This window comes from Corallococcus macrosporus (genome assembly GCF_017302985.1).
Taxonomy (GTDB): Bacteria; Myxococcota; Myxococcia; order Myxococcales; family Myxococcaceae; genus Corallococcus; species Corallococcus macrosporus_A.
Map to the genome: position 1 here is coordinate 342,688 of NZ_JAFIMU010000013.1, position 22,372 is coordinate 365,059.

The 22,372-nt window shown below is 73.2% G+C and carries 11 protein-coding genes; all 11 read right to left on the bottom strand.

Going from position 1 to position 22,372, the window contains the following annotated elements; all coding sequences use genetic code 11:
- Positions 1 to 16: 16 nt before the first annotated feature.
- A complete protein-coding gene (locus JYK02_RS35515; protein ID WP_207057395.1) occupies positions 17 to 7,618 on the bottom strand; it encodes a hypothetical protein in 7,602 nt (2,533 codons plus the stop codon).
- Complete coding sequence (locus JYK02_RS35520) at positions 7,615 to 11,256, bottom strand: phage tail protein (protein WP_207057396.1); 3,642 nt, start codon at positions 11,254 to 11,256, stop codon at positions 7,615 to 7,617. The genes JYK02_RS35515 and JYK02_RS35520 overlap by 4 nt, the downstream gene beginning before the upstream one ends.
- A gap of 430 nt (positions 11,257 to 11,686) precedes the next feature.
- Positions 11,687 to 14,215, bottom strand: a complete 2,529-nt coding sequence (locus tag JYK02_RS35525) for a hypothetical protein (protein ID WP_207057397.1) — start codon at positions 14,213 to 14,215, stop codon at positions 11,687 to 11,689.
- On the bottom strand, positions 14,212 to 17,982 hold the full coding sequence (locus JYK02_RS40850; RefSeq protein ID WP_207057398.1) for a baseplate J/gp47 family protein: 3,771 nt from the start codon (positions 17,980 to 17,982) through the stop codon (positions 14,212 to 14,214). Before JYK02_RS40850 ends, JYK02_RS35525 begins: the two co-directional genes overlap by 4 nt.
- Positions 17,983 to 18,172: 190 nt before the next feature.
- Positions 18,173 to 18,547, bottom strand: a complete 375-nt coding sequence (locus JYK02_RS35535) for a GPW/gp25 family protein (RefSeq protein ID WP_207057399.1) — start codon at positions 18,545 to 18,547, stop codon at positions 18,173 to 18,175.
- Positions 18,547 to 19,734: a phage late control D family protein gene (locus JYK02_RS35540; protein WP_207057400.1), complete on the bottom strand. Its 1,188-nt coding sequence runs from the start codon at positions 19,732 to 19,734 to the stop codon at positions 18,547 to 18,549. Before JYK02_RS35540 ends, JYK02_RS35535 begins: the two co-directional genes overlap by 1 nt.
- Positions 19,734 to 20,012, bottom strand: a complete 279-nt coding sequence (locus JYK02_RS35545) for a tail protein X (RefSeq protein ID WP_171417096.1) — start codon at positions 20,010 to 20,012, stop codon at positions 19,734 to 19,736. Before JYK02_RS35545 ends, JYK02_RS35540 begins: the two co-directional genes overlap by 1 nt.
- Before the next feature lie 10 nt (positions 20,013 to 20,022).
- Positions 20,023 to 20,751: a hypothetical protein gene (locus JYK02_RS35550; RefSeq protein WP_207057401.1), complete on the bottom strand. Its 729-nt coding sequence runs from the start codon at positions 20,749 to 20,751 to the stop codon at positions 20,023 to 20,025.
- A complete protein-coding gene (locus tag JYK02_RS35555; RefSeq protein ID WP_207057402.1) occupies positions 20,748 to 20,966 on the bottom strand; it encodes a hypothetical protein in 219 nt (72 codons plus the stop codon). Before JYK02_RS35555 ends, JYK02_RS35550 begins: the two co-directional genes overlap by 4 nt.
- A gap of 20 nt (positions 20,967 to 20,986) precedes the next feature.
- Complete coding sequence (locus JYK02_RS35560) at positions 20,987 to 21,862, bottom strand: hypothetical protein (RefSeq protein WP_207057403.1); 876 nt, start codon at positions 21,860 to 21,862, stop codon at positions 20,987 to 20,989.
- Position 21,863: 1 nt separating this feature from the next.
- Positions 21,864 to 22,355 (bottom strand): phage tail protein, encoded by a 492-nt coding sequence (locus tag JYK02_RS35565; RefSeq protein ID WP_207057404.1) that lies wholly within the window; start codon positions 22,353 to 22,355, stop codon positions 21,864 to 21,866.
- Positions 22,356 to 22,372 lie beyond the last annotated feature (17 nt).

A 22,372-nucleotide genomic window follows, 5' to 3' on the forward strand; every position in this document is an offset into this window, starting at 1 on the left:
CGAAGGGGGTCCAGCGCTACGGGTTGAGCTCCACCACCGCGTCGGCTTCCTGCACGTGCACGCCGGAGGTGGTCGCGTTGCCGACGGCCGCCACGCGCGAGCCGCCCAGGATGACGACGGAGTGGGCGTAGGGGTCGGGCGGCGGCTCCTCGGGCACGGGCAGCACGCCCGCGTCCTGCACCGGCTTGGGGCCCTTGTCGCCGCCCGAGTAGAACGAGTCCGCCAGCACCTCGTGCAGCACGGAGACGTTGAGGATGCTCTCCTTCACGGTGGACGCCGCCGAGTCGATGCCGAGCACGCTCTTGTCCACCAGTTGGAGGGCCTTCTTCGGGTCGCCGTCCGACGCGGCCAGCACGGAGCGCACCTGGCCCTGCACATCTTCCGGCCGGTCCGCGTGCATCGCGACGCGGTTCACCAGGTCGCGCAGCGCGCTCGTGGGCGAGTCATCCTTCGTCACCGCGATGCCGTAGAGCGTCCGGGCTCCCAGCCGCACGTCCATGGTCGCGGGCAGCTTCGAGCGGACGTCCTCCACGGTGCTCTGGTCGAGCACGGCCTTGGAGGGGATCTCCGCGCGGGCCTGGGGCTGGGTGACGAGCTCCGCGAGCAGCGTGGAGAAGGCGTCGCTCGCCACGTCGCGGCGGCGCTGGAGGCCGCCCAGCAGCAGCTCCTGGTCCAGGGGCACGCCCAGGGTGGAGCCGCCGCCCACGGGGATCTGAAGCGTCAGCTTGTCCGAGGGCAGCGTCCACGGCGGGCGCAGCACCTTCCGGGGCGGCGTCACCGTCTCCGCGCCCAGCACCACGTTGCCGGTGAACGTCACCGGCGCGCGCTCCACGCGCAGGACGACGACGTTGACCGCGTCCAGGCACTGGCACCGGTTGCCGCTGAAGACGGTGGAGTCCGCGCGGCGCAGGTACACCGCGCCCACGCCGCCCTCGCTGCGCAGCTCGTTGCCGGACACCGCGGTGGAGATGACCGCGCCGCCGTTGCCCAGCAGCAGCAGCGCGGGCCCTCGCGCGGTGACGTCGTTGCCCTCCACCTGCACGCCCCGCTTCGCCTTCACCAGCGGCCGGGGAATGATGGGGATGGGCTTGACGAGGAAGTCCACCAGCGCGGGCTTCACCAGCGCCGCCGTGGCGGTGAGGTAGCGCGAGGCCGCCGCGCTGGCGCTCTGGGAGGGCGTGAAGTCCGGGGCCGTCACCGTGAGCGCGCGGTTGAGCACGGGCCCGGCGGCGAACTTCTGCTTCAGCGAACCAATCTGCACCAGGTCCTCCACGCGGGGCACCGACGCGAGCGTGGCCACGGCGGACGGCAGGGGCTTGCCGGGGACCGTGCGGCCCTCCGTGCCCGGCTTGGGCACCGGATCCGTGGCGAGGAACGGCACGCGCGACAGCTTCGCCACCAGGTCCTGGGGCAGCGTGTCCGTGACGACGAGGACGCCCGCGCCGCCACCGCCGCCGCCCGAGTGGCGCACGGTGTTTCCGCGCACGACCGTCTCGCCGCGCCAGTCGATGGCCACCTCGTGGAGCAGCGCCTGCGGCAGCGAGTTGCCGCTCTCCAGGAACACGTTGCCCTTCACCACCAGCTCGCCGGAGCCCACGAAGGTCGCGACCGCCTGACCCAGGCCCGGCTCCCCGGCGGTGGGCAGCCCCGCGCACGCGAAGAGGTGGTTGCCGGAGACGACCGTCACGGACAGGTCCGGCCGCAGCCGCAGACCCGCGACCGCGCAGCCCTCCACCCGGTTGCCCTCCACGTCGAGCAGCGAGCCGGGCTCGGTGGGCGCCTCCGTCAACAGGTGCCCCGCCGCGCCCAGGGCGGTGATGCCGGTGACGGAGTCGCGCACGGTGTTGTTCGCCAAGCGCACGCGGCCCTGCACGCCCGACACGAAGAGGCCGTCCGCGGGTGACGGGAAGGTGTCGAAGACGGGGTCCACCAGGTCGCCGGGGTCCGGCGCCTCGCCGCGCGCCAGCTGCTCCAGCGACTTGCGCAGCACGTCCAGGATGCCGTCCAGCGACTGCATGCCGGTGATGACGGCGACGAGCGACGCGGAGACCTTGTCGGCGCGCTGGCGCAGGTACTCCTGGAGCCGCGCGACGCGGGACGCATCGTCCTCGGCGGGGTCCAGGGCCTGCTCCACGGCGCGCAGGATGACCGCCGCGGCGTCCAGCTCCGAAGTCACCGCGCTCGACCTGGCGATGGCCTCCGCGGCGGTGGTGGCGGGCTCGTCCACCAAGAGGTGCAGGGCCTGGCGCGCGGGCGTACCGCCGTTGCCGCTGTTGAGGGTCGTGATGGCCGCGCTCACGCGCTGGAGCGCCAGCGTGCGGAACTTCCCCTGCACGCCCGCGATGTCCAGCACGCGCTCGTAGTGGGACAGGTAGAGCTGGAGCGACCCGGTGAGCACCGGCCCCGGCGACAGGCCACGCACCGCCAGGACCAGCGCGCCCAGGGCGGACACCCACCGCTCCAGCGGCTCCGCCTTCACCGGCAGGGGCGTCGGGGGCATGGGCAGCACCGGGAGCACGTCCAGCGTCTTCACGCGGATGCGGTCCAGGAGCCCCCGGGCGATGGCCACCTGCTCCGCGCGCTTCTGCGGCTGGGCGATGGCGGCGACCACCGCCTGGTGGGCCTGGAGCGAAAGGGAGGACAGCTCCGCGTCGCCATTCACCAGCTCCCCCAGCTGTCCCACGGCGGTGCCGAAGGCGCGCAGCTGCTTCTCCACCGTGTCGTCGGACTCGGTGACGAGGCCCGCCGCCTGCCGGTCCAGGTTCGTGGCGTACAGGCCAATGGTGGCCGTCCGCCCCTGCGCCGCGACGCGCGCTCCGTCCTCCGCCGTGACGCCCGTCGGAGGCAGCTGGCCCGTGGTGAAGTCCAGCACCTGCTTGAGGGTGGCGCGCATGCGGTCCACCACCGGCTGGAGCTGACCGCCGGTGCGCTCCACGTCGCGGTAGTCCGCCTCCACCTGCGAGGCCAGCGCGGGGTGGAGCTCCTTGAGCTGATCCGTCAGGGCCTCCTTGGACTGGCGCAACTGCACCAGCACGTCCGTGTTGGCCTTCGCGCCCCGCGTGCCGGGCTGGAGCGGAAGCTGCTGGAGCGCGGCGTCGGCGAAGGTGCCGATGATGGTCTTCTTCGGTCCCACCGCCTGACCGATGACCGGCTGCCGTGCGCGCTGCGCCTGTGCCTCGCGAAGCTGGGCCACCTGGCTCAGCGCGCTGGCCAGGTTCACCAGGGCGGTCAGGTCGTCCGGCGCGCCCTGCACCCGGCCCAGGGCCCCGATGAGGGCCTTCGCCACGCCGGCGGGCAGTCCCTGGACGAGCGAGTCGAAGGCGCCCTTGATGCGGTCCGCCGTCTTCAGGACGGCGTCCTTGCCGGACACGGTGGCCAGGTCGAACTGCGCCACGGTGTCCCACGCCTCCTGGGACACGTCGTCCGGCGCGGTGAAGCTGGAGGCCCGCGCCAGCGACGAGCGCACCGCGTGCGACGTCTTCGTGTGGTCGATGAAGCCCTGGGCGGCGCGCATCTCCGCCACCTCGTGCACCAGCGCGTCGATGACGTTGGCGGGCGTGGTGCCCACGTCCTTCAGCTCCTGCGCCAGGGTGTCCAGCGGCCCATACAGCCCCCGGCCAATCTTCTGGCGCCCGTCCTCGTTCGCGCCCGTGTACTGCAACACGGTGGCGTACATGCCCACCACGGCGCCGTGCACGTCACCGCGCTCCGGGCGGACGGTGGCGGACGTGACGCTGAGCTGCTGGAGCACCTGGGTGATGGGCGGCAGCTTCACCGGGCCCACCACCGGCGGCGCCTCCGTCTTCGTCACCGGCGCGTGCACGCCGTCCACCTCGTTGCCCTCCACGGTGATGCCGGAGCCGGACACGACGGCGATGCCCGCCGCGCGCACCTCCGCGTCCGCGAGGCCGGGCGCGCCGTACGCGTCCGTCCTGCCCACCTGGAGCAGCCGGTTGCCGCGCACCTGCGCCTCGTCCACGCCCGCGAGCACCACCGCGCCCCGGAGCGTCAGCCGCTCCAGCCAGCGCAGCGCGGCGTCCAATGGAGCACGCACGCGGGGCGTGGCGTTGGCGAGCAGCGCCTCCACGAGCGGCCGGGGCCGGGCGCGGGCATCCGCGCTCAGGATGGCGCCCAGGCCCGGGTCCAGCAGCGACAGCGCCGCGGTGTTGTCCGTCTGCGACGGCACGTCCGCGAGCGCCACCTGTTCGAAGCGGTTGTCCTCGATGCGCAGGCGCCCCACCGCGCCGCCCGTGCCCCAGGTGCGCACGGCCGCGTCGCCCAGCGCGCGCACCACGTTGCCCCGGATGCGCACGTCGAACACCGGGTGCGGACCGCCCAGGAGGATGCCGAAGCCCGGCGTGGCCTCGCCGTCGCCCTCGATGCGGTTGTCCACCACCTCCACGTCCGCGGCGGGGCGGCCGTTGGACTGGCCGTCATCCAGGCCGTCACCCACGACGATGCCGGCCACCACGCCCAGCACCGACGCGGCGGGCACGGCCGGCAGGGAGATCCACGACTCGCGCACGCGCAGCGCCCGGCCCGACAGCTGGATGCCCACCTGGAACAGGCCGTCCGACACGGCGTTGCGGATCTCGTTGCCCACGACGTCCACGCCGTCGCCCGCGACCTGGATGCCCACGGCGGCGGAGCCCAGGACCTGATTCTCCGCCACCACCATGCGGTCCACCGGCCCCGCGAGCCCCCCTTCCGCCAGGTCCTGCACGAGGATGCCCACGTGGAAGCCCTGGACGCGGTTGCCGCGCACCTCCACGCCGGCCAGGCGCCCGTCCGCCACGTGGATGCCCGTGGTCGCCTCTCCCAGCGGCTGGAGCCGGTTGTTCGTGATGGCCAGCGCGTCGACGAAGAGGCCCGCGCGAGGGAAGGCCGCGAGGAAGCGCTCCGCGAGGTACGGGGCGTACGGCGCCACCGCGATGCCCGTCGCCGCGCCGATGCGGTTCTCATCGATGACGATGCGCGAGCAGGTGCCCGTCACCAGCACGCCCGTCGCCTCCGAGCCGGCCTGGTTCGCCTGGATGTGGCAGCGGCGCAGCGTCACGCCGCTGGAGTCCGCCAGCGTCACCACGCCGTGCGGCAGCGTCGCCAGCGCGTCGAGCAGCGGCTTCGCCTCCGGCACCTCCTCCAGCGGCTGGCCCGGGTGCAGCCGCTGCAGCTTGCGCAGCTGCACCAGCGTGGCGACCACGGAGCCCGCGGCGCGTCCCTGCCCGGGGACGATGACCTTGATGCGGCTGGCGACCACGTCCACGAAGTCGGCCTCGGCGGACGGGTGCTTCACGTCGTCCTCTTCCAGCACGCGGTCGTCGTCCACCTCCAGGAGCGGCACGAAGCGCTGGCCGTTCGTCATGCCCACGCTCGCCTTCACCGCCTTGACGACGGGCTGGAGTCCTCCGCCGATGACGACGTCCTCGAAGGGGGCCTCCACCAGCTTGAGGTCCTCGATGCGCACGTCGCCGTCCAGGCCGCAGCGGTCCACGAAGAAGGCGCCGCCGGAGCCCTGGGTGCGCAGCTCGGTGGCCTCGCCGTCGCCCAGCAGGTGCACGGAGGACAGGTTGCGCAGGAGCACCGGGTGCTCCAGCTTGTAGCGGCCGGAGCGCACGAAGATGGACCCGCCCTGCCCGCCCATCCGGTCCACGGCCGCCTGGAGCGCCTCGTCGCCGGTGATGCCTTCGAGCAGGTCCTGGTCCACGTCGCCGAAGCTGCGCACGCCGTCGCCCACCACCACGGTGAAGACGCCGGGGCCCACGACGCGCTCGGAGAGCTCCACCAGCCGGTCGCGCACCTGGGCGAGCGGCAGGTAGCGCGGGCGCAGGTCCTGGAAGGTGCGCACCGCGCCGCCCGTCACGCGCGCCAGCGGCACGCAGTGGTGCACCGGGCCGTGCACGGGCGCGTCCGTGAGCTGCTCCACCTCGCCCCGGGCCGAGCCGTCCGCCGCGCGCACGCGCACGGTGAAGGACCAGTACTCGCTCGCGCGCCCTTCGGTGTTGGTGAAGGCCAGCGTGATGCCGTCATCGAAGCGGTAGCGCACGTCCGGCACCGCCAGGTCGCCGCCATCCCACCGGCGCACCACGGCGCCCTGCGAGGGGCTGAAGGCGCGGCCCAACGTGCCGCCCACGGACACCACCGCGGGGTCCGTGGTGAGCACGGCGCTCGCGTCCGCCAGCTCCAGCTTGCCCGTGTCCGCCTGGACGCCGCGCAGACGCCGCAGCACCGGCAGGGACGGGCCCTCCGGCTGAAGCCGTGTCACGCGGTCCTCGATGACGATGAGGTCGCCCGCGCGCAGCTTCGAGGCGCTCTCGGGAGAGACCTGGAGCGTCATCGCGTCCGCCGCCGCGGGCGCGGTGAGGGGCAGCACGGTGGAGCCGTTGTCGCGCGACCACAGCACCACCGGCTGCGCGCCGCCCCGGAAGAACTCCACGCGGAAGTGGAGGTTGTCGGAGCCCACGTAGCCCTCGCCCGTGGACGCGTTCTCCGTGGCGAGGCACCGGTCGCGGCAGGGGTCCAGCGGCTCCGGCGGCAAGCGGTCCGGCAGCGCGCCCTTCGGGATGTTGGTGGTGAGCCGCGCGCCGCTGGTGGGCGTGGGCAGCGTCTCCACGTCGGTGGCGGCAAGGCTTTGAAGTGCGCGCACCTGGGTGACGAGCCGCAGGCGCACGGTGGTGTCCTGGCCGTCCAGCGCGGGCTCCTCCAGGAACGTGTCGTCCAGGTGGGTGGTGGTCTGCTCCCAGCAGTCGAGGAAGAAGAAGTGGTGCCGCGTCCCGTCCGTGGGCAGCGCGGTCAGCGGCGGCGCCTCCGGCAGGTCCGGCTGCGCGGAGTAGCGCAGGTCCTGCTCCAGGAAGACACGCACGCCGTCGAGCAGGATGCGGCCCGCGCCCGGCAGCGTTCCGTCACCGCCCCTTATAATGATATCGGCCCCGAGCGCCGCGTCCTCCACGCGCAGCGCGGTCACCCACGTGCGGGCCACGGGCGGCAGGCCCAGCACACCCCAGGTCTTCAGCTTCGCCGGATCCACGCTCGCGAACGCGGAGACGGGGAAGCGCACGTCGTTCCAGCCGGAGGGGCGCTGGCCCAGGCCGGCGGAGATGACCGTCTCGTGGCCGTCCGTGTCCGTGACCACCACGCGCAGGTCGATGATTTCATCGTCGGTGGGCGGCCGCTCGAAGCGCACGCCGATGACGAGCGCGGACGCGGTGAAGGTGGAGCCGTCCGAGCGCGCCACGGCCGTGAGATCCAGCGGCGTGGGCAGCGTGCGGCGCAGGGCGATGTGGCCCCGGCTTCGCACCACGAAGGGCAGCGTCTCCGCGTCGTAGCGGTCCAGGCGCAGCTCGCGCGGGATGGTGCGCTCGTCGCCCACGGGCAGCCCCTGCCCCGTCCAGCCGAGCACGTTGCGGATGGGGTCCACGAGGTACGTGTCGACGATGCGGAAGCCGTCGTCGGGAGAGCCCTCGGCGACGTCGGCGGAGCGGCGGCGCGCGTCCACGGTGCGCAGCCGCACCTCCTCGTTCCAGTCGGCGTCGAGGCTCATGCGCCCCATCTGCTGGTAGACGCCGGAGAATCGCCGGGCTTCGTCGAAGCGGGACCTGGAGGTGTACGCTTTCACGGTCATGATCGGTTCATCCGATGGAGGTCGTCCTGGCTGCGGTCGGCGTGGAAGGGCGTCACGCCAATAGGCATGCTGTCGTCGGTGCGAGCGGACAGCTCGCGTTCATGGTCGGAGCGCTCGCCATGGGCGCCGGGGACTCCGCCGCGCTCGGAGGCGTGGAGCGCGTCGGGGCCGTTGTTGTCACCCAGGACGAGGTAGCCCGGGTCCGTCTGGCGGTTGGACTGGAAGGACACCGTGTGCACCCGCGACTGGTGCGACACCGGGGGCTGTCCGCCGCGCGAGTAGAGGCTGTAGCGCAGCCAGCCCAGGTCCGGCCGGTCCGTGCGCACCTCGCCCGCGAACGCGCAGGAGGAAGCCTCCAGCACGCCCGCCTCCGTGGCGCCCAGCACCGTGCAGTGCCGCAGCCGCACGCGAGCCCCCGCCGCGCGGATGGCGACCGCGTCCCTGTCCCCCGCGTCGAAGGTGCAGCCCGAGGCGACGAGGTGCACCCACGGCGGCAGCTCGATGACGCCGACCATGCAGCCGTAGAGGCGCAGCTCCACGTCGGCGGGAGGCAGCGAGCGCCGCGCGCTGATGTCCTGGTGCCCACCGCCCGGCATCCACAGGCCCACCTGTCCGGGAGCCCCCAGGTTGCACCAGCGCAGGTCCGCCTGCCCCCGGGCGAGCACCAGCTCCAGCCGTCCCGCGAGCCAGAGGCCCGCGAGCCACACGCGCGTGGCCGCGCTGCCTCCGAAGCCCGGGTAGAGCGCCAGCGAGAGGCCGTGCTCATCCGCGCCGATGCACGGGGCCGCGCCCGTGTCCGCGGCGAAGAGGGACAGCCCGCCGTCGAGCCCCTGGGACAAACGCTCCGGAGTCAGCCGCGGCGAGCCGATGAGCCCCAGCACCGGAGGCGCTCCGGAGCCAAGCCCCTCCGCGACGGTCGCGACGATGGGCCGCTCCTGGCCTCCGGCCGCCAGCACTCCGCCCGCGCGCTCCGGGGAGATCCACGCGGTGACGGGAAGGCCGGTGCCGGAGCGGTCGCCAGGACGGTCCGGAGGGTCGATGAACGGCAGGTCCGGCTCCGCCCACGCGGAGGGCGGACGGCGGTCCGGAGGGAGCAGCCCCGCGCCCAGCGAGGCACCCCGCCCCACCCGCGCGGAGACGGTGACGCGGCCCACGGGCGCGTCGTCCTGGAGCACGACGCGGCCCAGGCGCGGATCCACCGCGACGACGCCGGAGGCGTTGCTCGGCGCGAGCGTCGTCCACGGGCCCAGGCTGCGCTGGCGCAGCTTGAACGGGTGGCGCTTCAGCCGTCCGGGAATCGAGTAGCGCCGCGCGCCACCCACGGCGGAGGCATCCCGGGAGTGGTACGCGCCACCGGGCCGTGAGTCGAGCGGGAGCGGCTGGCCCACGCGAGGTTCGATGAACACGGCGCCATCGTTGGCGACGTTGAAGCGCAGGAACTCATCCGGCAGCAGGGCCAGCTCCGGCAGGAAGGCCAGGTGTCCGCGTCCGCCGAGCGAGAAGACGACCTCCGACGCGGGCAGCGGCACCGGATCCACGAGGAGCACGCGGCCGTCGACGTACAGCGCCTCGCCAGGAACCGGAGGGTTCGTGCCCGAGGGCTCCAGCGGTCCCGCGACCCACGCGCCCTCCCCCGCCTTCAACGTCATCCTGCGGGGACGCGTCGTGTCCGCCCAGACCAGCGCCTCCAGCCCCTCCGCCGTCGGCGCCGCCGCGAGCATGCCGGGCAGGTTCGCGGCGATGGGCAGCGGGGCCAGGGGTCGCCACGCCGGGCTCGCGGAGGCCGGGTCACAGGACATCACCGGCACGGCCAGCTCGCCCGTCACGGCTTCGCCACCCAGGAGCACCAGGCCCTGCGGGGTGCTCAGCAGCGTCGCGCCCTTGCGCTCCTGGCGGTTGCGCACCGCATGGGGCCGCCAGGGTCCGCCCGCGACGGGCAGCGACCAGAGGTCTCCGGTGGGCGCACCGCCCAGGTCGCCGCCGAGTACGAAGAGCCGTCCATTCCGTACGCACAGGGCCGGCGCCAGGCGCGCGGAAGGCTGCCGGGGGCTCGCGGTGTCCAGCCGCGCCCCCGTCGGTGTGGCGGTGTCCAGGCCCGTCACCGACCACACGCCCAGCTTCCCCGCCCCATCCGGAGCCACCAGCAGCAGCGCGTCTCCGACGACGGCGAGGGACATGCCCGGACCATCCGGAGGCAGCGCCCCGCCCAGCTCCGCCACCTGCCAGGACGCACCGTCGGCGCTCGCATCGAAGCGGGCAAGGCGCAGGCTGCCGTCCGCGAGGTGTTGCTCGATGCGCGCAACCCATGGGGCGCCGGACAGGTCCACGCGAACGGCGTTGCTGCGAGGAGGCCCCTGACGAAGGCCCGCGGTGAGGGTGCGCCAAGAACCGTCCACGTCGCGCAGGCGCGGCGATCCGCTCAAGCGTTCGACCAGGAGCGCCGCCGTGGTGCCGCCGAGGAGCTGGTTCGCTTCCGGAGTCACGGTGACGGTGTTCAGCGCATCCGGCGTCAGCTCCGTGGACAGAAGCACCGTGTCCGAGTTCTCACGAGCCGCGAGCAACGTGAGGCGCCACGTGTCCCCCGGAGAAGGCCGTCCCCGGTCCGCGAACCGGAGCGTGGGGGCGAGCCCGACGGGAGCGGTGGGCAGCGGTCCACGCAGGAGCGGCAGGGCATCCGGTCCCACCAGCGGAATGCCATCGACGGACACGGTGATGGCATCCGCGCGTTCGGCGGCGTCCGCGTCCTCGGCCAGGCCGGTGGGGGTGAGCAGCATCGCCGCCGTGCGCCCGGTGGTGAGCGACACAGGCGAGGGCTCATGGCGCGCGGTGAGGCCGCCGGTGAGGTCCGCGCGCTCCAGCGGCTTGAGCCACACCAGGGGGCCATCGCGGTCCAGTGGATCCACGCGGAAGCCCCGGTAGCCATTGGGCAGGGTGTGCACGGTGGCCGGAGTGACGTCCTCCAGCTCCACCGGGGTCAGCCGCGCGGTGCGGATGAGCGCCACGTCCGGACGCGCCCAGCCCAGCAGGTCCAGCGTGCGAGGCGTCGCGGCATGGCGGCCGGCATCCGCGCTCCCGAGCCGGCGCAGGGCCTGATCCAGCGTCTCACCCGGAGCGATGCCAATGACCGGACCGCGCACCGGGACGCCATCCCGGGGACGCACGACGTCAGGCGAACGGCGCGTGAGTGGATCCGCGAGGCCAATGGGATCCCACACCACCGCGCTGCGGCCGCGCCAGGGCAGCACGTCGTTGAAGTCCTGGGTCTCCAGCAGCGAGCGGAAGGACTCATCCACCTCCGCGTCCCAGAGGCTGGTGACGGACAGCACCTCCTCCAGCGACGCAAGCGTGCCCTTCCGCCGGCGCCACGCCACCGCGCGAGCCACCACTCCACGCTGCACACGAGGGTCATCCGTGAGCAGCCGAGCCCCCATCAGCTCCGCGAGCAAAGGAAGCGCCTGAGGCCCGGCGCGCTCCACGAAGTGGTCATCCCAGAGTTGGTCCACCGCGCGGGAGAACGCGTCCAGCTCCAAGCCCAGCACGGCCAGCAGCTTGAGGAACGGATGGTCCGCGAGCGTGGAGTCCCGAGCCGTGTAGAGGCCGGGGAGAAGCTGAATCAGTCGCTGGGAGGGACGGCTCATGGGACCCGCACCTCCGCGAGAAGCCGCGTTGAGTCACCGCCATGACGACCAGGCGCCCCCCGTCCAACGCGAGCCGCCAAACGGGTCCGACAGTCGGACAGGTTCTCGCTGACCGGCTGGAGTGGCGGCATCCCGCCAGCCCCGGTTCGCCAAGCCGGTCCGACTGTCGGACAGGTTTCCACTGACCGGTCGGCGCGGAGCCCCCCTGGCCCCCGGCTTCCCCAACTGGTCCGACAGTCGGACAGGTTTCCACTGACCGGTCGGCGCGGAGCCCCCCTGGCCCCCGGCTTCCCCAACTGGTCCGACAGTCGGACCAGTTCATGAGGGTCGCCGCCGACGGGGGGACCCAGCCGGTTTCCCACCTTCTCATCCATGTGGACAGAACCCCCATCCGAGGGCCTGGAGCCGGTCCAGCGCGGCGAGGCGTGGCTCATAGGTCCTGGGCCTCCTCGTAGGACAGCGCGACGCCGTCGCTCTCGCCGGCCGGCGGTGCCCATGCGAGCAGCTCTCCTGGCGCGGTCGCGATGCGCTCGAAGAGGGCCGGTGGCGTGCCTTCACGGTGCAGCCGCTGCACCACCACCGAGCGCAGTCCATCGATGCCCGCGAGCACGCCGTACACGTCCGACAGCTGGAGATCCTGTCCCAGCTCCACCCGGTCCGGATCCAGGAGGCCCAGCTCGCGCTCGGGGTCGCGATCCACGCCCAGCCGCAGGCGCGTCTCCTGGAGCACCGCGACCGGATCCGCGCCCTTCACCACGCGCAGCAGCACCCGCAGCCGCACCTCCACCCGCTGCCGGTTGGCCAGGTGCAGCTCCACCCCGGGGGCCACTCGCGCTGCCAGGTGCGCGTGCAGCGCTTCCAGGTCGGATGCGCGCAGGGCCGCGCCCTCCGGGCCGGACACCACCACCTTCAAGGACCGGCGGCGCACGGCGTCGCGGAACACGTTCGCGCGGTGCACGCCGTCGAACACCCGCGTCAGCGCCAGCACGTCCGGCAACGACACCGCTCGGTCCATCGCGCCCACCGTGGCGGGCCCGCGCACACGCGCCAGCGCGGGCGCCTCTGGATCCGTTCCACCGGCCAGCGGGAGTGGATTGAACGTCCGCTCCACGCAGGGATGCGGCGTCGCCATCGCCATCAACCGCAGCGCGGACCGGTTGCCTCCCGTCCCCCGCCCCACGCGATACCGGACCCGCACCTCCGCCCCCAGGGGCAACGCCGAGCCGTGGTCCTCACCTCCGAAGCGCAGGCGCGCGGCCCCGGCTGACAGCGGCTCCACCGCGAAGGCCAGCGCATCCGGCGCCGCGTCCAGGAGCGAGTCCACCGGCTGCCACGCGCGTCCCCCTATCGTGACGGACACCTCCGGCCGGCGGCCTCCCGCGTGGCTCGGGTCGCGCAGCCACGTCACCGGCCCGTGAAGCAGCGGCACCGTGCGCAGGTCCAGCGCGGGCACGGCGACCTCCTCCACCGTGGAGCCTTCGCTGACGAGCGTGTTGTTTCCCAGCAGCACCACCCGGTCCAATCCGTACGCGCGCGACAGCGGCGGCTGGAACGTCACCTGTGTCATCGGCGTGCGCTGCCCGGGCGGAATCTCCATGCGCACTCGCAGCACGCGCAGCGCTTCGCGGTAGATCCGCTCGGTGCCCTTCGCGCCGCCGGGGCCCAGGCGCTCCACGTCCTCGGCCAGCACCAGCCAGTCTCCCGGACGCACCGGCGGCTCCTGCGACGTGAGCCCGGACGCATCCGTCAGCGCCAGCAGATAGACCGTGTCCGTGCCCGCCCCCGCCACGCCCAGCGGCCGGGCCGCCCCCGCCTCCGCGCCGAAGGCGAGGTCCGCACGGTTCAGCGCCTCGCTGCCCTTCAGGATGACGAGCTGATCCCGCGCCTCCTGGATGAGGCTGTTCACGAAGGCATCCAGGAACGTGACCATCTTGTCCAACCGCACGGCGTGCAGGGCCGGGTCCTCGTCCGCGCATGGCGCCAGGGCCGCCTCCAGCGCGGCCAGGGCCTCCGCCTGCCGCTTCTGCAGATTCCGGAGCTGGCGGGCGAGGATCTCCTGCGACTCGGACAACGCGCCCACGGGACGGCCGGGAGGAGGCACCGCCTGCGCCACGACCTTCTGGGCCTCGCACAGTTGTTCGCAGAGCGCGTCCAGGGTGCCCTTGCACGCGGCGTCCCCGCCCAGGTCCAGCGTCTTCATCAGCGACGCCAGCTTGCGGGCATCCTGCTTCGCTCGAGCCACCCGCCGCTCCTCCAGCGGACCGTGGCGCTGCACCTCGATGCGATCCTGAAGCCCCGCGACCACCGACCCCGGCCCGAAGATGCCACCCGTGGGCGCCGGAGCACCGGGCTCACCCGCCTGGCCGGAAGGCGCACCGGTGCCGCTACCGGCTCCGCCCGCGCCACCTCCCGTGCCCGTGCCCCCCGTTCCCGTGCCTCCACCTGTCCCCGTCCCCGTGCCCGTCTCCGCGCCCGTGCGAGGCGGCAGGAACGCGCGAAGCTCGTTGAGCTCCGGCAGCAGGCGCAGGGGCGCGAGCGTCTCGAAGACAGCGGCGGCCTCTTCCCCCTGCGCCGCGGAGTTCACGGCCGTCCCCGCCGGCAGCGTGCCGCGCACGTTCGCCTTGCATCGGAAGTGCTGGAGCCCCACCGCCGCGGTGCCCGGGCTCGGCCGGTAGCCGATGTGCCCGAGCAGCTTGGAGACGGAGTCCTCCAGCCGCGCGGTGGCGAGGAAGCCCTCCTCCGCCCACGCCTGCTGGTACGTCCACAGCACATGCAGCGCCAGCGCCACGCTGTCGAGCAGCCCGCGCCCCAGGTCCACCGACGACGGTGCCGCGTACGCGAGCGGGTTCCACGTCGGTGCCTCGTCCAGCCGGGAGAAGACGACGCGCGCCGACTCTCCCAGCCGGATGCGGAGCTGCTCATGCGTCAGCGCCTGGTGCGTGGAAGGAACGCGGCTCATCGCAGCCCTCCGCAGACCTGCACGGTGAGGACACCTTCCGAGCCCGGCCAGTAACCCCCGCGCGCGGTGGCCACCTCCTCCGGCCCGATGGGAATGACGCCCGATTCCAGCCGCTCCTGCGCGTGGGGCTCCAGCCGGCGGAAGCGCTTCACCCGCACCGCCGTCACGCCCGGCACGCGCAGCACCGACTGGTACAGGTCCGCGAGCTGGACGTCGCCGTTCAGACCGGAGCGGTCCGGATCCAACAAGCCCCCATCTCCGGCAATGGCGCCCACCACCGCGTCACGCACCTGATCCGCCTGCGCGTGCGGCGCGGCGTCCACCTCCAGGTCCAGATCCAGCGGCACCCACCTGGGCGGCAGCGCTTCCACGTCCACGCCGAGCAGGCGGATCTCCTCCAACCGCCGCCGCACTCCGGCCCAGCGGCGCAGCAGCTCGTCGCGGTCCAGCGTGTCCTCGTCGCGCAGCAGCACCGTCACGCGGATGACCGTGCGCAGGTCCCGGCTCACGACGCGCGCGGAAGCCCCGGCCACCTCCGGCAGTTGCTGGAGCATCCGCACATAGTCCTCGACGGTGACGGCGGACAGCGGCTGCGACACACCCGCCGGCGCGCGGTAGCGGATGGAGTCGAGCGACTCCGGATCGCGCCCCCCCACCGCGGGCAGCGGGTTGTCCACGCGCACCAGCAGGCGCAGGTCGTCCATCGACTGGGCCAGCAGCTCGCCCGCGGACGCGGAGCGCTGCGGATCCAACGGCACCTGGAGCAGCCGCGTGAGCACGCCCTCGCCCACGTTGGCCACCGTCCCCAGGCCGATGCGCAGCGACAGCCCCAGCGTCGTCTCCCGGGGTGGCAGCGCGGCGCCGTTGACGCCATCGCCCCAGCGCAGGCTGGCACCGCCCGTGGGGGTCGCGCGCAGCACGACGACTTCATCCCCCGGGCCCTGGACGGACAGGTCGTCCACCAGCGTCCACGGGTCGTCCTCCACGCTCACCTGGAGCTGGGGCGTCCCGCGCCGCGACGTCTCGCCCGGCAGCGGATACCCGGAGGCCTGGACGCTGACGGGGTGGAACGGCAGGGCCCACTCGCGCTCCTGGCTGCCGTCCACGACGGGCGACAGCAGCGCGCGCCACTGCGCGAGGCTGCGAGCGAAGGGCTCCGCCGAGTCCGCTTCGAAGCCCTCCGGAAGCGGCGTCACCGGCAGTCCGTGATGCGCGGGCACCACGTTCCCCAGCACCGTCGCGCGAGGTCCGGGCGCGGGGTCACCTGGGGCCAGGAACGCCTCCGGTGCGAAGCGGCGGGGATCCCACCCGACGAAGGTCGTATCGGTGGCGAGCGCCACGGACGTCACGCGCACCACGTGCCCGCCCTCGCCGCGTCCCCGGTAGAGGATGAGCCACCGGCCGGGCTCCAGCTCCGGATACAGGCCCGCGAGCGTGGCCCCGGTGTCTCCCGGCTGCACGGACTCCGCGAGCGTCACGGACTCCAGGCGGGGGAAGTACGACAGGGGCGACTCGGTGACGAACACGAGGGAGTGCTCATCCGTGCTGGCATTCGCCACCAGCGTGTCGGCCGGAATCTCCAGCACGCCGCCTCCGGTGAGGAACTCCAGCGCGGTGGTGCCGGGCGGAAGCACCGGCAGGTGCAGCTCCTCCAGCCGCGCCTTCACCAGCGCCGCGAGCGCCGTGGGATCCAACCGGAACCGCAGCATCACCGTGGCGGAGAGCCCGGGGTCCGGCACGTAGTCCAGGCCGCGCGCGTGGTCCTCCACGGAGCGCCGCAGCCGGGCGTCCTCCAGGAAGCCCTCCACCACCGCGCGCTCCTGCTGGTACGCCAGCGAGTCGAGCTGCGCGGCCACCGCCTCCAGCAGCATGGTCGTGAAGTCCGCGGGCCCCCGGTCCTCCCACGGGGCCATCACCGTGCGGGCCCGCTCCAGCATCACCGCCAGCAGCGACTGCGCGTCGCGAGCGCGGTAGTCCACCAACGCCCCAGGCGCGGGACGCTCCGGAGCCGAGAGCCACGGCCGAGGCTGCGGATCCCGCACGTCACATCCCGGCACCACGTCCGGAGCCCACGCGCCCACGAACGGCGCCGGATCGCGAGGCCCATCCCCCGGCACGGGCACCGCCGCGCGCGAGATGGCCGCATCCGGCACCAGCCGCAGGTCCACGGTCTCCGGGAGCGGCAGTCCACCGGTGAGGAGCACTGGAGGCACCTCCGGAGCACCGGGCGTGCGGTACGGCAGCGGCCCCACCTCCAGGAACGGCAGCCCCGCGCCCTGCGCGAACAGCGCGGGCGAAGCGGACAGCTCCGCGTCCGTCTCCAGCACGAAGGGCGCGCCGCCAATCGCCGTGAACAGCGAGTCGTACGCGCGGATCTCTCCCGGCCCCAGCCGCAGCCCGTGCACATGCCGGTGCCAGGAGAGCTGCGCCAGCAGCAACTGCTCGGCCTGGAGCCAGCCCGAGTGCACGGACGTCCAGGCCTCGTTACGCCGCACCAGCGCCGTGCGCAGACCGCCCTCCAGCTGCAGCGCGGTGCCGGTGATGACGAAGAGGGAGCAGTCCTCGACGGCGATCTCTCCCGGCGTGCCCACGTCCAGCACCGGCTCCAGGCCACCGAGCGGCGCGGCCACGTGCAGGCCCACGACGTCCGCGTCGGAGGGGAACACCGGCAGCGTGAGCGGCCCCACGACCGAAGCCAGCAGGGCGTCCAGCGCGGCGGTGAGCCAGTCCGACCAGGCCGATGCCGGCTGCGAGGCCACCGGAACCGGCGCGGCCGACACGCGGCTCACCTCCACATCGCGAACCGCCACCGGCTCCAGGGAAGGTCCACCCAGCACCCGCATGCCCGTTGAGAGCGAACCGCCCGCGACGTCCTCCACCTGCCCGATGCCCGTTTCAATGCCCCGCCCACCCAGCGCGAGCAGGCCCAGCGCGAACGCCCCCTGCACCCGCTGCACAGTGAAGCCGCGAACCTGCAACGCACCCACCGAGGCCGCCACCAGGCCGGCGCCCCACTCCGACCCCAGCGACGTCACGTCGCTCACGGACACGTCCACCGCGGACAGACCCTCGCCCTCCTCCCGGGCCACCAGCACCCGAGCACCGGTCGCGCTTGCGCCAGACACCTTCGACACGGTGAGCCCGGACAGGTCCGCGCGAGTGAAGCCCGCCAGCTCCAAGCCCACGCCAGCGCCCACGCCCACGACGTCCCGCACGGACACGTCCGCCCACTGCGAACGCTGGCAGACCGCCCGCACGCCGAAAGCCTCACCCACCGTGGCCTCCACGCCCCCGATGGAGAGCCCAGTCACCCGGGCCTCCGCCGCCAGGAGCCGGAGCCCCGTAGCGTCCTCGCCCTTCGCCGCCATCACCGTGAGCGAGTCGATGGCCACCGTGCCGTCCGGCGTCTCCACACTCAGCGCCGCGCAGTCACCCGAAGCGTTGGCGCTGACCGAGACGTCCGCCACCTCCACCCGAGTCCCCAGGAGGACCAACCCGGCGTCCACCGCCACCACCGTCACGCCCGACAGGCCCGTGACGAGGCCGGTGACCTCAAGCGTTCCGCCCTCAAGCTTCAGCGTCACGCCCGGGCTGCCCGTGATCCGCAGCGCATGTGCCGGAGTGCCGACGACCAGGTCCGTGGTGAGCACGCCCTCGCCCAAGGGCAGCACCCACTCCACCTCGCCCGGAGGCGTCGCCGACAACGCGGCCTGGGCCGCCACGAGCGACGCCTCCAGAGGCAATGTCAGCAGGACGCGCGTGCTCACAGCGACGCCTCCAGGCCCCGGCGGAACAGCTCCGCATGCTCCTCACCCGTCGCGAGTGACGCCTCCAGTGGCCATGTCAGCAGGACACGCGCGCTCACGGCGAAGTCACCAAACCGCAGCGAAACGGCTCCGCGTGCACCTCGCCCGCAGCCAGCGACACCTCCAGCGACAATGTCAGCAGGACACGCGCTCACGGCGGCGCCTCCAGGTCCCGGCGGAACAGCTCCGCGTGCTCCTCGCCCGTCGCCAGCAGCGTGTAGAGGATGTCCACGTAGAGCGTCGCGTCCTCGGCGCTCACCTTCACCGCGTCCAGGCGCACCACGTCGCGCATGAACTCCTGCACGTTGAGCCGGATGATGTACTCGGCCGCGGCGGCGGCCTCGGGACTCGCCGCGCCGAACACCATCCGCTGCACTCCGCACCCGAAGCGCGGCCGGTTCACCCGCTCGCCGGGCAGCGTGAAGAGCAGCTGCTCCAGTTGCTGCCGGACGACCTGCGTGGGCCCCACCGTGCGAGGCGTACCCAGGTCTCCCAACTGGAAGGGGAAGTGCAGGCCGCGTCCCATCACGCCACCCCGTTGAGCGCGTCGCGCGCCAGGTCCACGTCCACCTCGTAGCGGGCCAGCGCCTCCGCCCACACCCAGCGGTGCCGCGCGCCGCGCACGTACCAGGTGCCGTCCATCAACTTCCCCGCGCCCACCAGCCCCACCGGACGCCGGGCGCGCAGGATGCGCTCGTACCGCAGCCCCTGCACCGTGCCGGTCGCCTCCGCCAGCCAGTCCGCCTCGCGGTAGTCCGCCCACGCCAGGTTCTCCACCTCCGGCACGTCGTGCGGCACGTCCACGAACTGCAGGCCCACCGCCTTCGTCTGCGGCCGCTTGGGCAGCACCGCCGCCATGCGCGCCTTCAGGATGTCCGCGCGGCTGGTGGTCCCCATGCGCGGGAAGCGCGGCTCCGTCACCGTGGAGGTGCGGATGCGCCGCGTGCGCTCGTCGATGTGCTCGCTCCGCAGCTCCGTGGGCCGGTGGCTCTCCCAGCGCGCCTTCAACTCGATGACCGACGGCGTGGAGCGAGGAATCAGCGACAGGTCCGGCTGCTTCGGTCCGGCCGGCCGGGGCAGGTGGAAGTGGCCCACGCACTCCGCCGCCGCGTTCGCGCCCGCGCCCACCGGGCCCTGCTTGCGCTCCACGAAGGCCTCGTAGCCATTGCGCCTGGCAAGCCACCGGATGAGCGACGCGTCCGTGCCGCGCTGGAGCACCACCGCGCGCGCCGGGTCGCGCACCGGCGCCGTCTCCTGCACGTCCAGCGCGAAGCCGTACTCACCGTAGAGCTGCCGCACGATGCCCGCGTCGGACAGCCCGCTGAAGGACCGCGTGCGCTCCTCCAGGTGCATCAGGCACGACGCGTCCAGCCCGTACACCTCCAGCGACGAGTCCGGCACGCGCGACGGGCCGAAGTACGGCTCCACCGCCGTGATGTACCCGTCGAACACCACCTCCTGCACGTCCGGCGCCTCGCTGTCCGGAAGCCCCAGCCCGAAGCTGATGGTGATGCGCTTGAGCAGCGCGAACCGGCCGTCCGCCAGCGCGTCCCAGTCCCCCGCGTCCGTGGGCGCCATGTCCAGGGACAGGTGGAAGGACGACGCGTCGTCGGTGCGCTCGTCCACCTCCAGGCGTGACACCCGGCTGCGGGCGTCCGTCACCGGCTGCCCGTCAATCCAGAGCTGGAGGAACGCCGCGCGCTGCTCCGCCATCAGGGCTTCTCCGGGATGAGCAGCACCGTGCCCGGCACCAGGAGCGCCTCGGGCTCGAAGGTCGGGTTGGCGTCCACGATGCGCCACGCCTGGAACGGGTCGCTGAAGTAGCGCTGCGCGAGCAGGTCCAACCGGTCCCCCGCCACCACCTTGTGCAAGAGGGACGTGGGCACGCGCGGCGCCACGCGGGGCACGTACAGCGACACCGTGGCGCCCTCCGGGCCCAGCGGCACCGCGTACGTCGGCAGGTCCTTGTGTCGCGAGGAGGGGTCGCTCATGGCCGTCTCTTCAGCTCGCTCCGTTGAGCTTCACCTGCGGCGCCAGGGCCTGCGCGATGAGGGTGCTCGCGTCCGCGCCCTTCACCACCGCCAGGTCCTCCATCCGCAGGCGCATGTCGCGCAGGTTCGCGAACGCCTGGGCCACCTTGTTGTTCGCCGCGTTCTCCCCCACCTCCAGGATGCGCATGCGCAGGTCCACCTCCGCGCGCAGCGGGTACAGGTCCGGGTCGAATCGCTGCTCCACGATGGTCATGCCGGTGATGACCACCGGGAAGGTGCGCGGCCCCAGCATCAGCAGCAGCTCCGTGGGGTTGAGCGACACGAGCTTCGTCGCGGGCTTCTTCTCCTCCTCGCCCGTCTGGTCCTTGCCCAGCGCCATGCCCTCCAGGATGGCCAGCTCCGGCAGCACGCCCTGGGTGCCCGCGCCCTTCGTGTCGCGCAGCAGAGCCTCCGTCACGTCGAAGACGAGCTTCAACGCAATCGTCTCGCTCTTGGCGTGCAGGCCGCCGCCGCGCTGGCCGTCGGTGAGGACCTTGGTCTGCTCGGGCGTCTTGCCGGGCTTCGTCTCCCACTGGCCCGCGCGCGTGCGCGTCACCGTCTCCGGGTTGTACTGGAAGCGCAGCGCGCGCACGGACGGCTCGGACTTCTTGTCGTCCGCCGTCTGCGGCAGCGTCACCAGCATGCCCTTCTGGAGCTGCTGGTCGAACGCGATGAGCGTCGGGTCCAGGTTGCGCGTCATCCGTTGCCCCGGGCGCCGGTGCCGGTGGACTCGCGCTGGGCCAGGCCACGCGCGATGGCTTCGTTGTTCTTGTCCATCAGCGCCACCACCGTCTGGGTGAGCAGCTTCATGAACTCCTTGGGGTTCTCCGGGACGCTGCGCAGCATCCACGCGAGCTCCCGCTCCATCTCGCGGCGGGTGAGTCCGACCTGTCCTTGCACCGGGGGTGGGGCCATGGCGTGTGCGTCCTCTCTCGTCAGCTCCAGCCATCCACCAGCGGACGGCCTTCCAGCTCGTTGCGAAGCAGCTCCAGGTAGCGCCACCGCCGCGCCCGCGGCAGGGCCAGGATGTCCGCCTCCGACCAGTGGTAGTGGAAGGCCAGCACGTGCACCTCCGTCTCCAGCCGCGCCGCCCCACCCCGCAGCTCGCGCGCCAGCAACGCGAACGGATCCAGCTCCAGCTCCAGCCACGCGGCGCACTTCGGACAGCGCGCCAGGAGCCCCAGGTCCGGCGCGGACGTGCCTTCCGCCAGCGCCAGCGCCACCGAGTGCCGCGAGCGCGGGGGCAGCGACAGCCACGCGGCAGGGGTCAGCGCCTGCCTCTCCAGCACCACCAGCCGGGACCACAAGAGCGCGGACCGCTCCGCGCGCGGGCCCTGGGTCTCCGAGAGCAACGCGTCGTCCTCGCCCGTCGGCTCGCGCACCTCCGCCCGGCCCTCCGGCAGCGCGACGCTCAGCACCTCCGGCGCTTCCACGGCCCGCTCCGGAGAGAGCGCGGACAGCCGCACGTCCACGTCCGCCATCGCCTCGCAGCCGGGCGCGGGGCAGCGCGCCACCAGCGTCACGCGGTCCCCGTACATCCGGGCCCGCAGGTGCAGTGCCAGGTGGTGCCGGTCCCCTCGCGTGAGGCAGGCCGCCAGCTCCGCGTCCACGCGCGGATAGTCCCCCAGCCGTCCCAGGCACGCCGCGAGCAGCGCGCTCACCGCGCGCGGGCCGGGGCGCTCGCCGGCCTGGGCCAGCGCCCACTCCTCGCGGCCGGTGAGCGGGCGCAGCTCGCCCTGACGGTGACAGCGGCCGTCCTCGTCGAAGAGGCCGTGCGGCAGCAGCACCGGACTGGGAGGCTCGAGGAGCACGTCAGGTCACCGCCTCCAGCGTGAAGCCCTCGTGTTGAATCTCCACGGTCTCGATGAGGATCTCGTTCGCCTCCGCGGCCAGCTCCGACATCGCGGTGAACTTCGAGACCCACGCGTTGCGCAGCACGAACTTCTTCACCGCGCGGTTGAAATCCAGGTCGTAGACGAGGATCTCCACCGTGCGCCGGTAGTCCGGCTCCGCGGCGCGGAAGCCCGGCGTGGCCTCATGGCGGATGAGCTGGAGGGCCCAGTCGCGGAACGTCGTGTCCTGCGTGAGGCCCGCCTCCAGCGTGAAGGGCTCGTAGTGCACGCGGCCCGGGGACAGCTCGTCCACGGTGGAGGTGCTGTTGCCGGAGCGGAACTTCACGACCTCCACGGTGCCGGTGAGGCCGGAAATCTTCCGGCACGCGGCCACCTCGATGTTGTTGAACAGCACGCGGAAGTTGAAGTTGCGGTACGGGTCGCGCTTCGTGGATTCGACGAATCGGGGCATGGCGTGGCTCCTCGAAT

What these genes read in the sequence shown, in the direction of transcription:
- JYK02_RS35515 (WP_207057395.1), bottom strand. Translation starts at nt 7,618, where the DNA reads ATGACCGTGAAAGCGTACACCTCCAGGTCCCGCTTCGACGAAGCCCGG.
- JYK02_RS35520 (WP_207057396.1), bottom strand. Translation starts at nt 11,256, where the DNA reads ATGAGCCGTCCCTCCCAGCGACTGATTCAGCTTCTCCCCGGCCTCTAC.
- JYK02_RS35525 (WP_207057397.1), bottom strand. Translation starts at nt 14,215, where the DNA reads ATGAGCCGCGTTCCTTCCACGCACCAGGCGCTGACGCATGAGCAGCTC.
- JYK02_RS35535 (WP_207057399.1), bottom strand. Translation starts at nt 18,547, where the DNA reads ATGGGACGCGGCCTGCACTTCCCCTTCCAGTTGGGAGACCTGGGTACG.
- JYK02_RS35540 (WP_207057400.1), bottom strand. Translation starts at nt 19,734, where the DNA reads ATGGCGGAGCAGCGCGCGGCGTTCCTCCAGCTCTGGATTGACGGGCAG.
- JYK02_RS35545 (WP_171417096.1), bottom strand. Translation starts at nt 20,012, where the DNA reads ATGAGCGACCCCTCCTCGCGACACAAGGACCTGCCGACGTACGCGGTG.
- JYK02_RS35550 (WP_207057401.1), bottom strand. Translation starts at nt 20,751, where the DNA reads ATGACGCGCAACCTGGACCCGACGCTCATCGCGTTCGACCAGCAGCTC.
- JYK02_RS35555 (WP_207057402.1), bottom strand. Translation starts at nt 20,966, where the DNA reads ATGGCCCCACCCCCGGTGCAAGGACAGGTCGGACTCACCCGCCGCGAG.
- JYK02_RS35565 (WP_207057404.1), bottom strand. Translation starts at nt 22,355, where the DNA reads ATGCCCCGATTCGTCGAATCCACGAAGCGCGACCCGTACCGCAACTTC.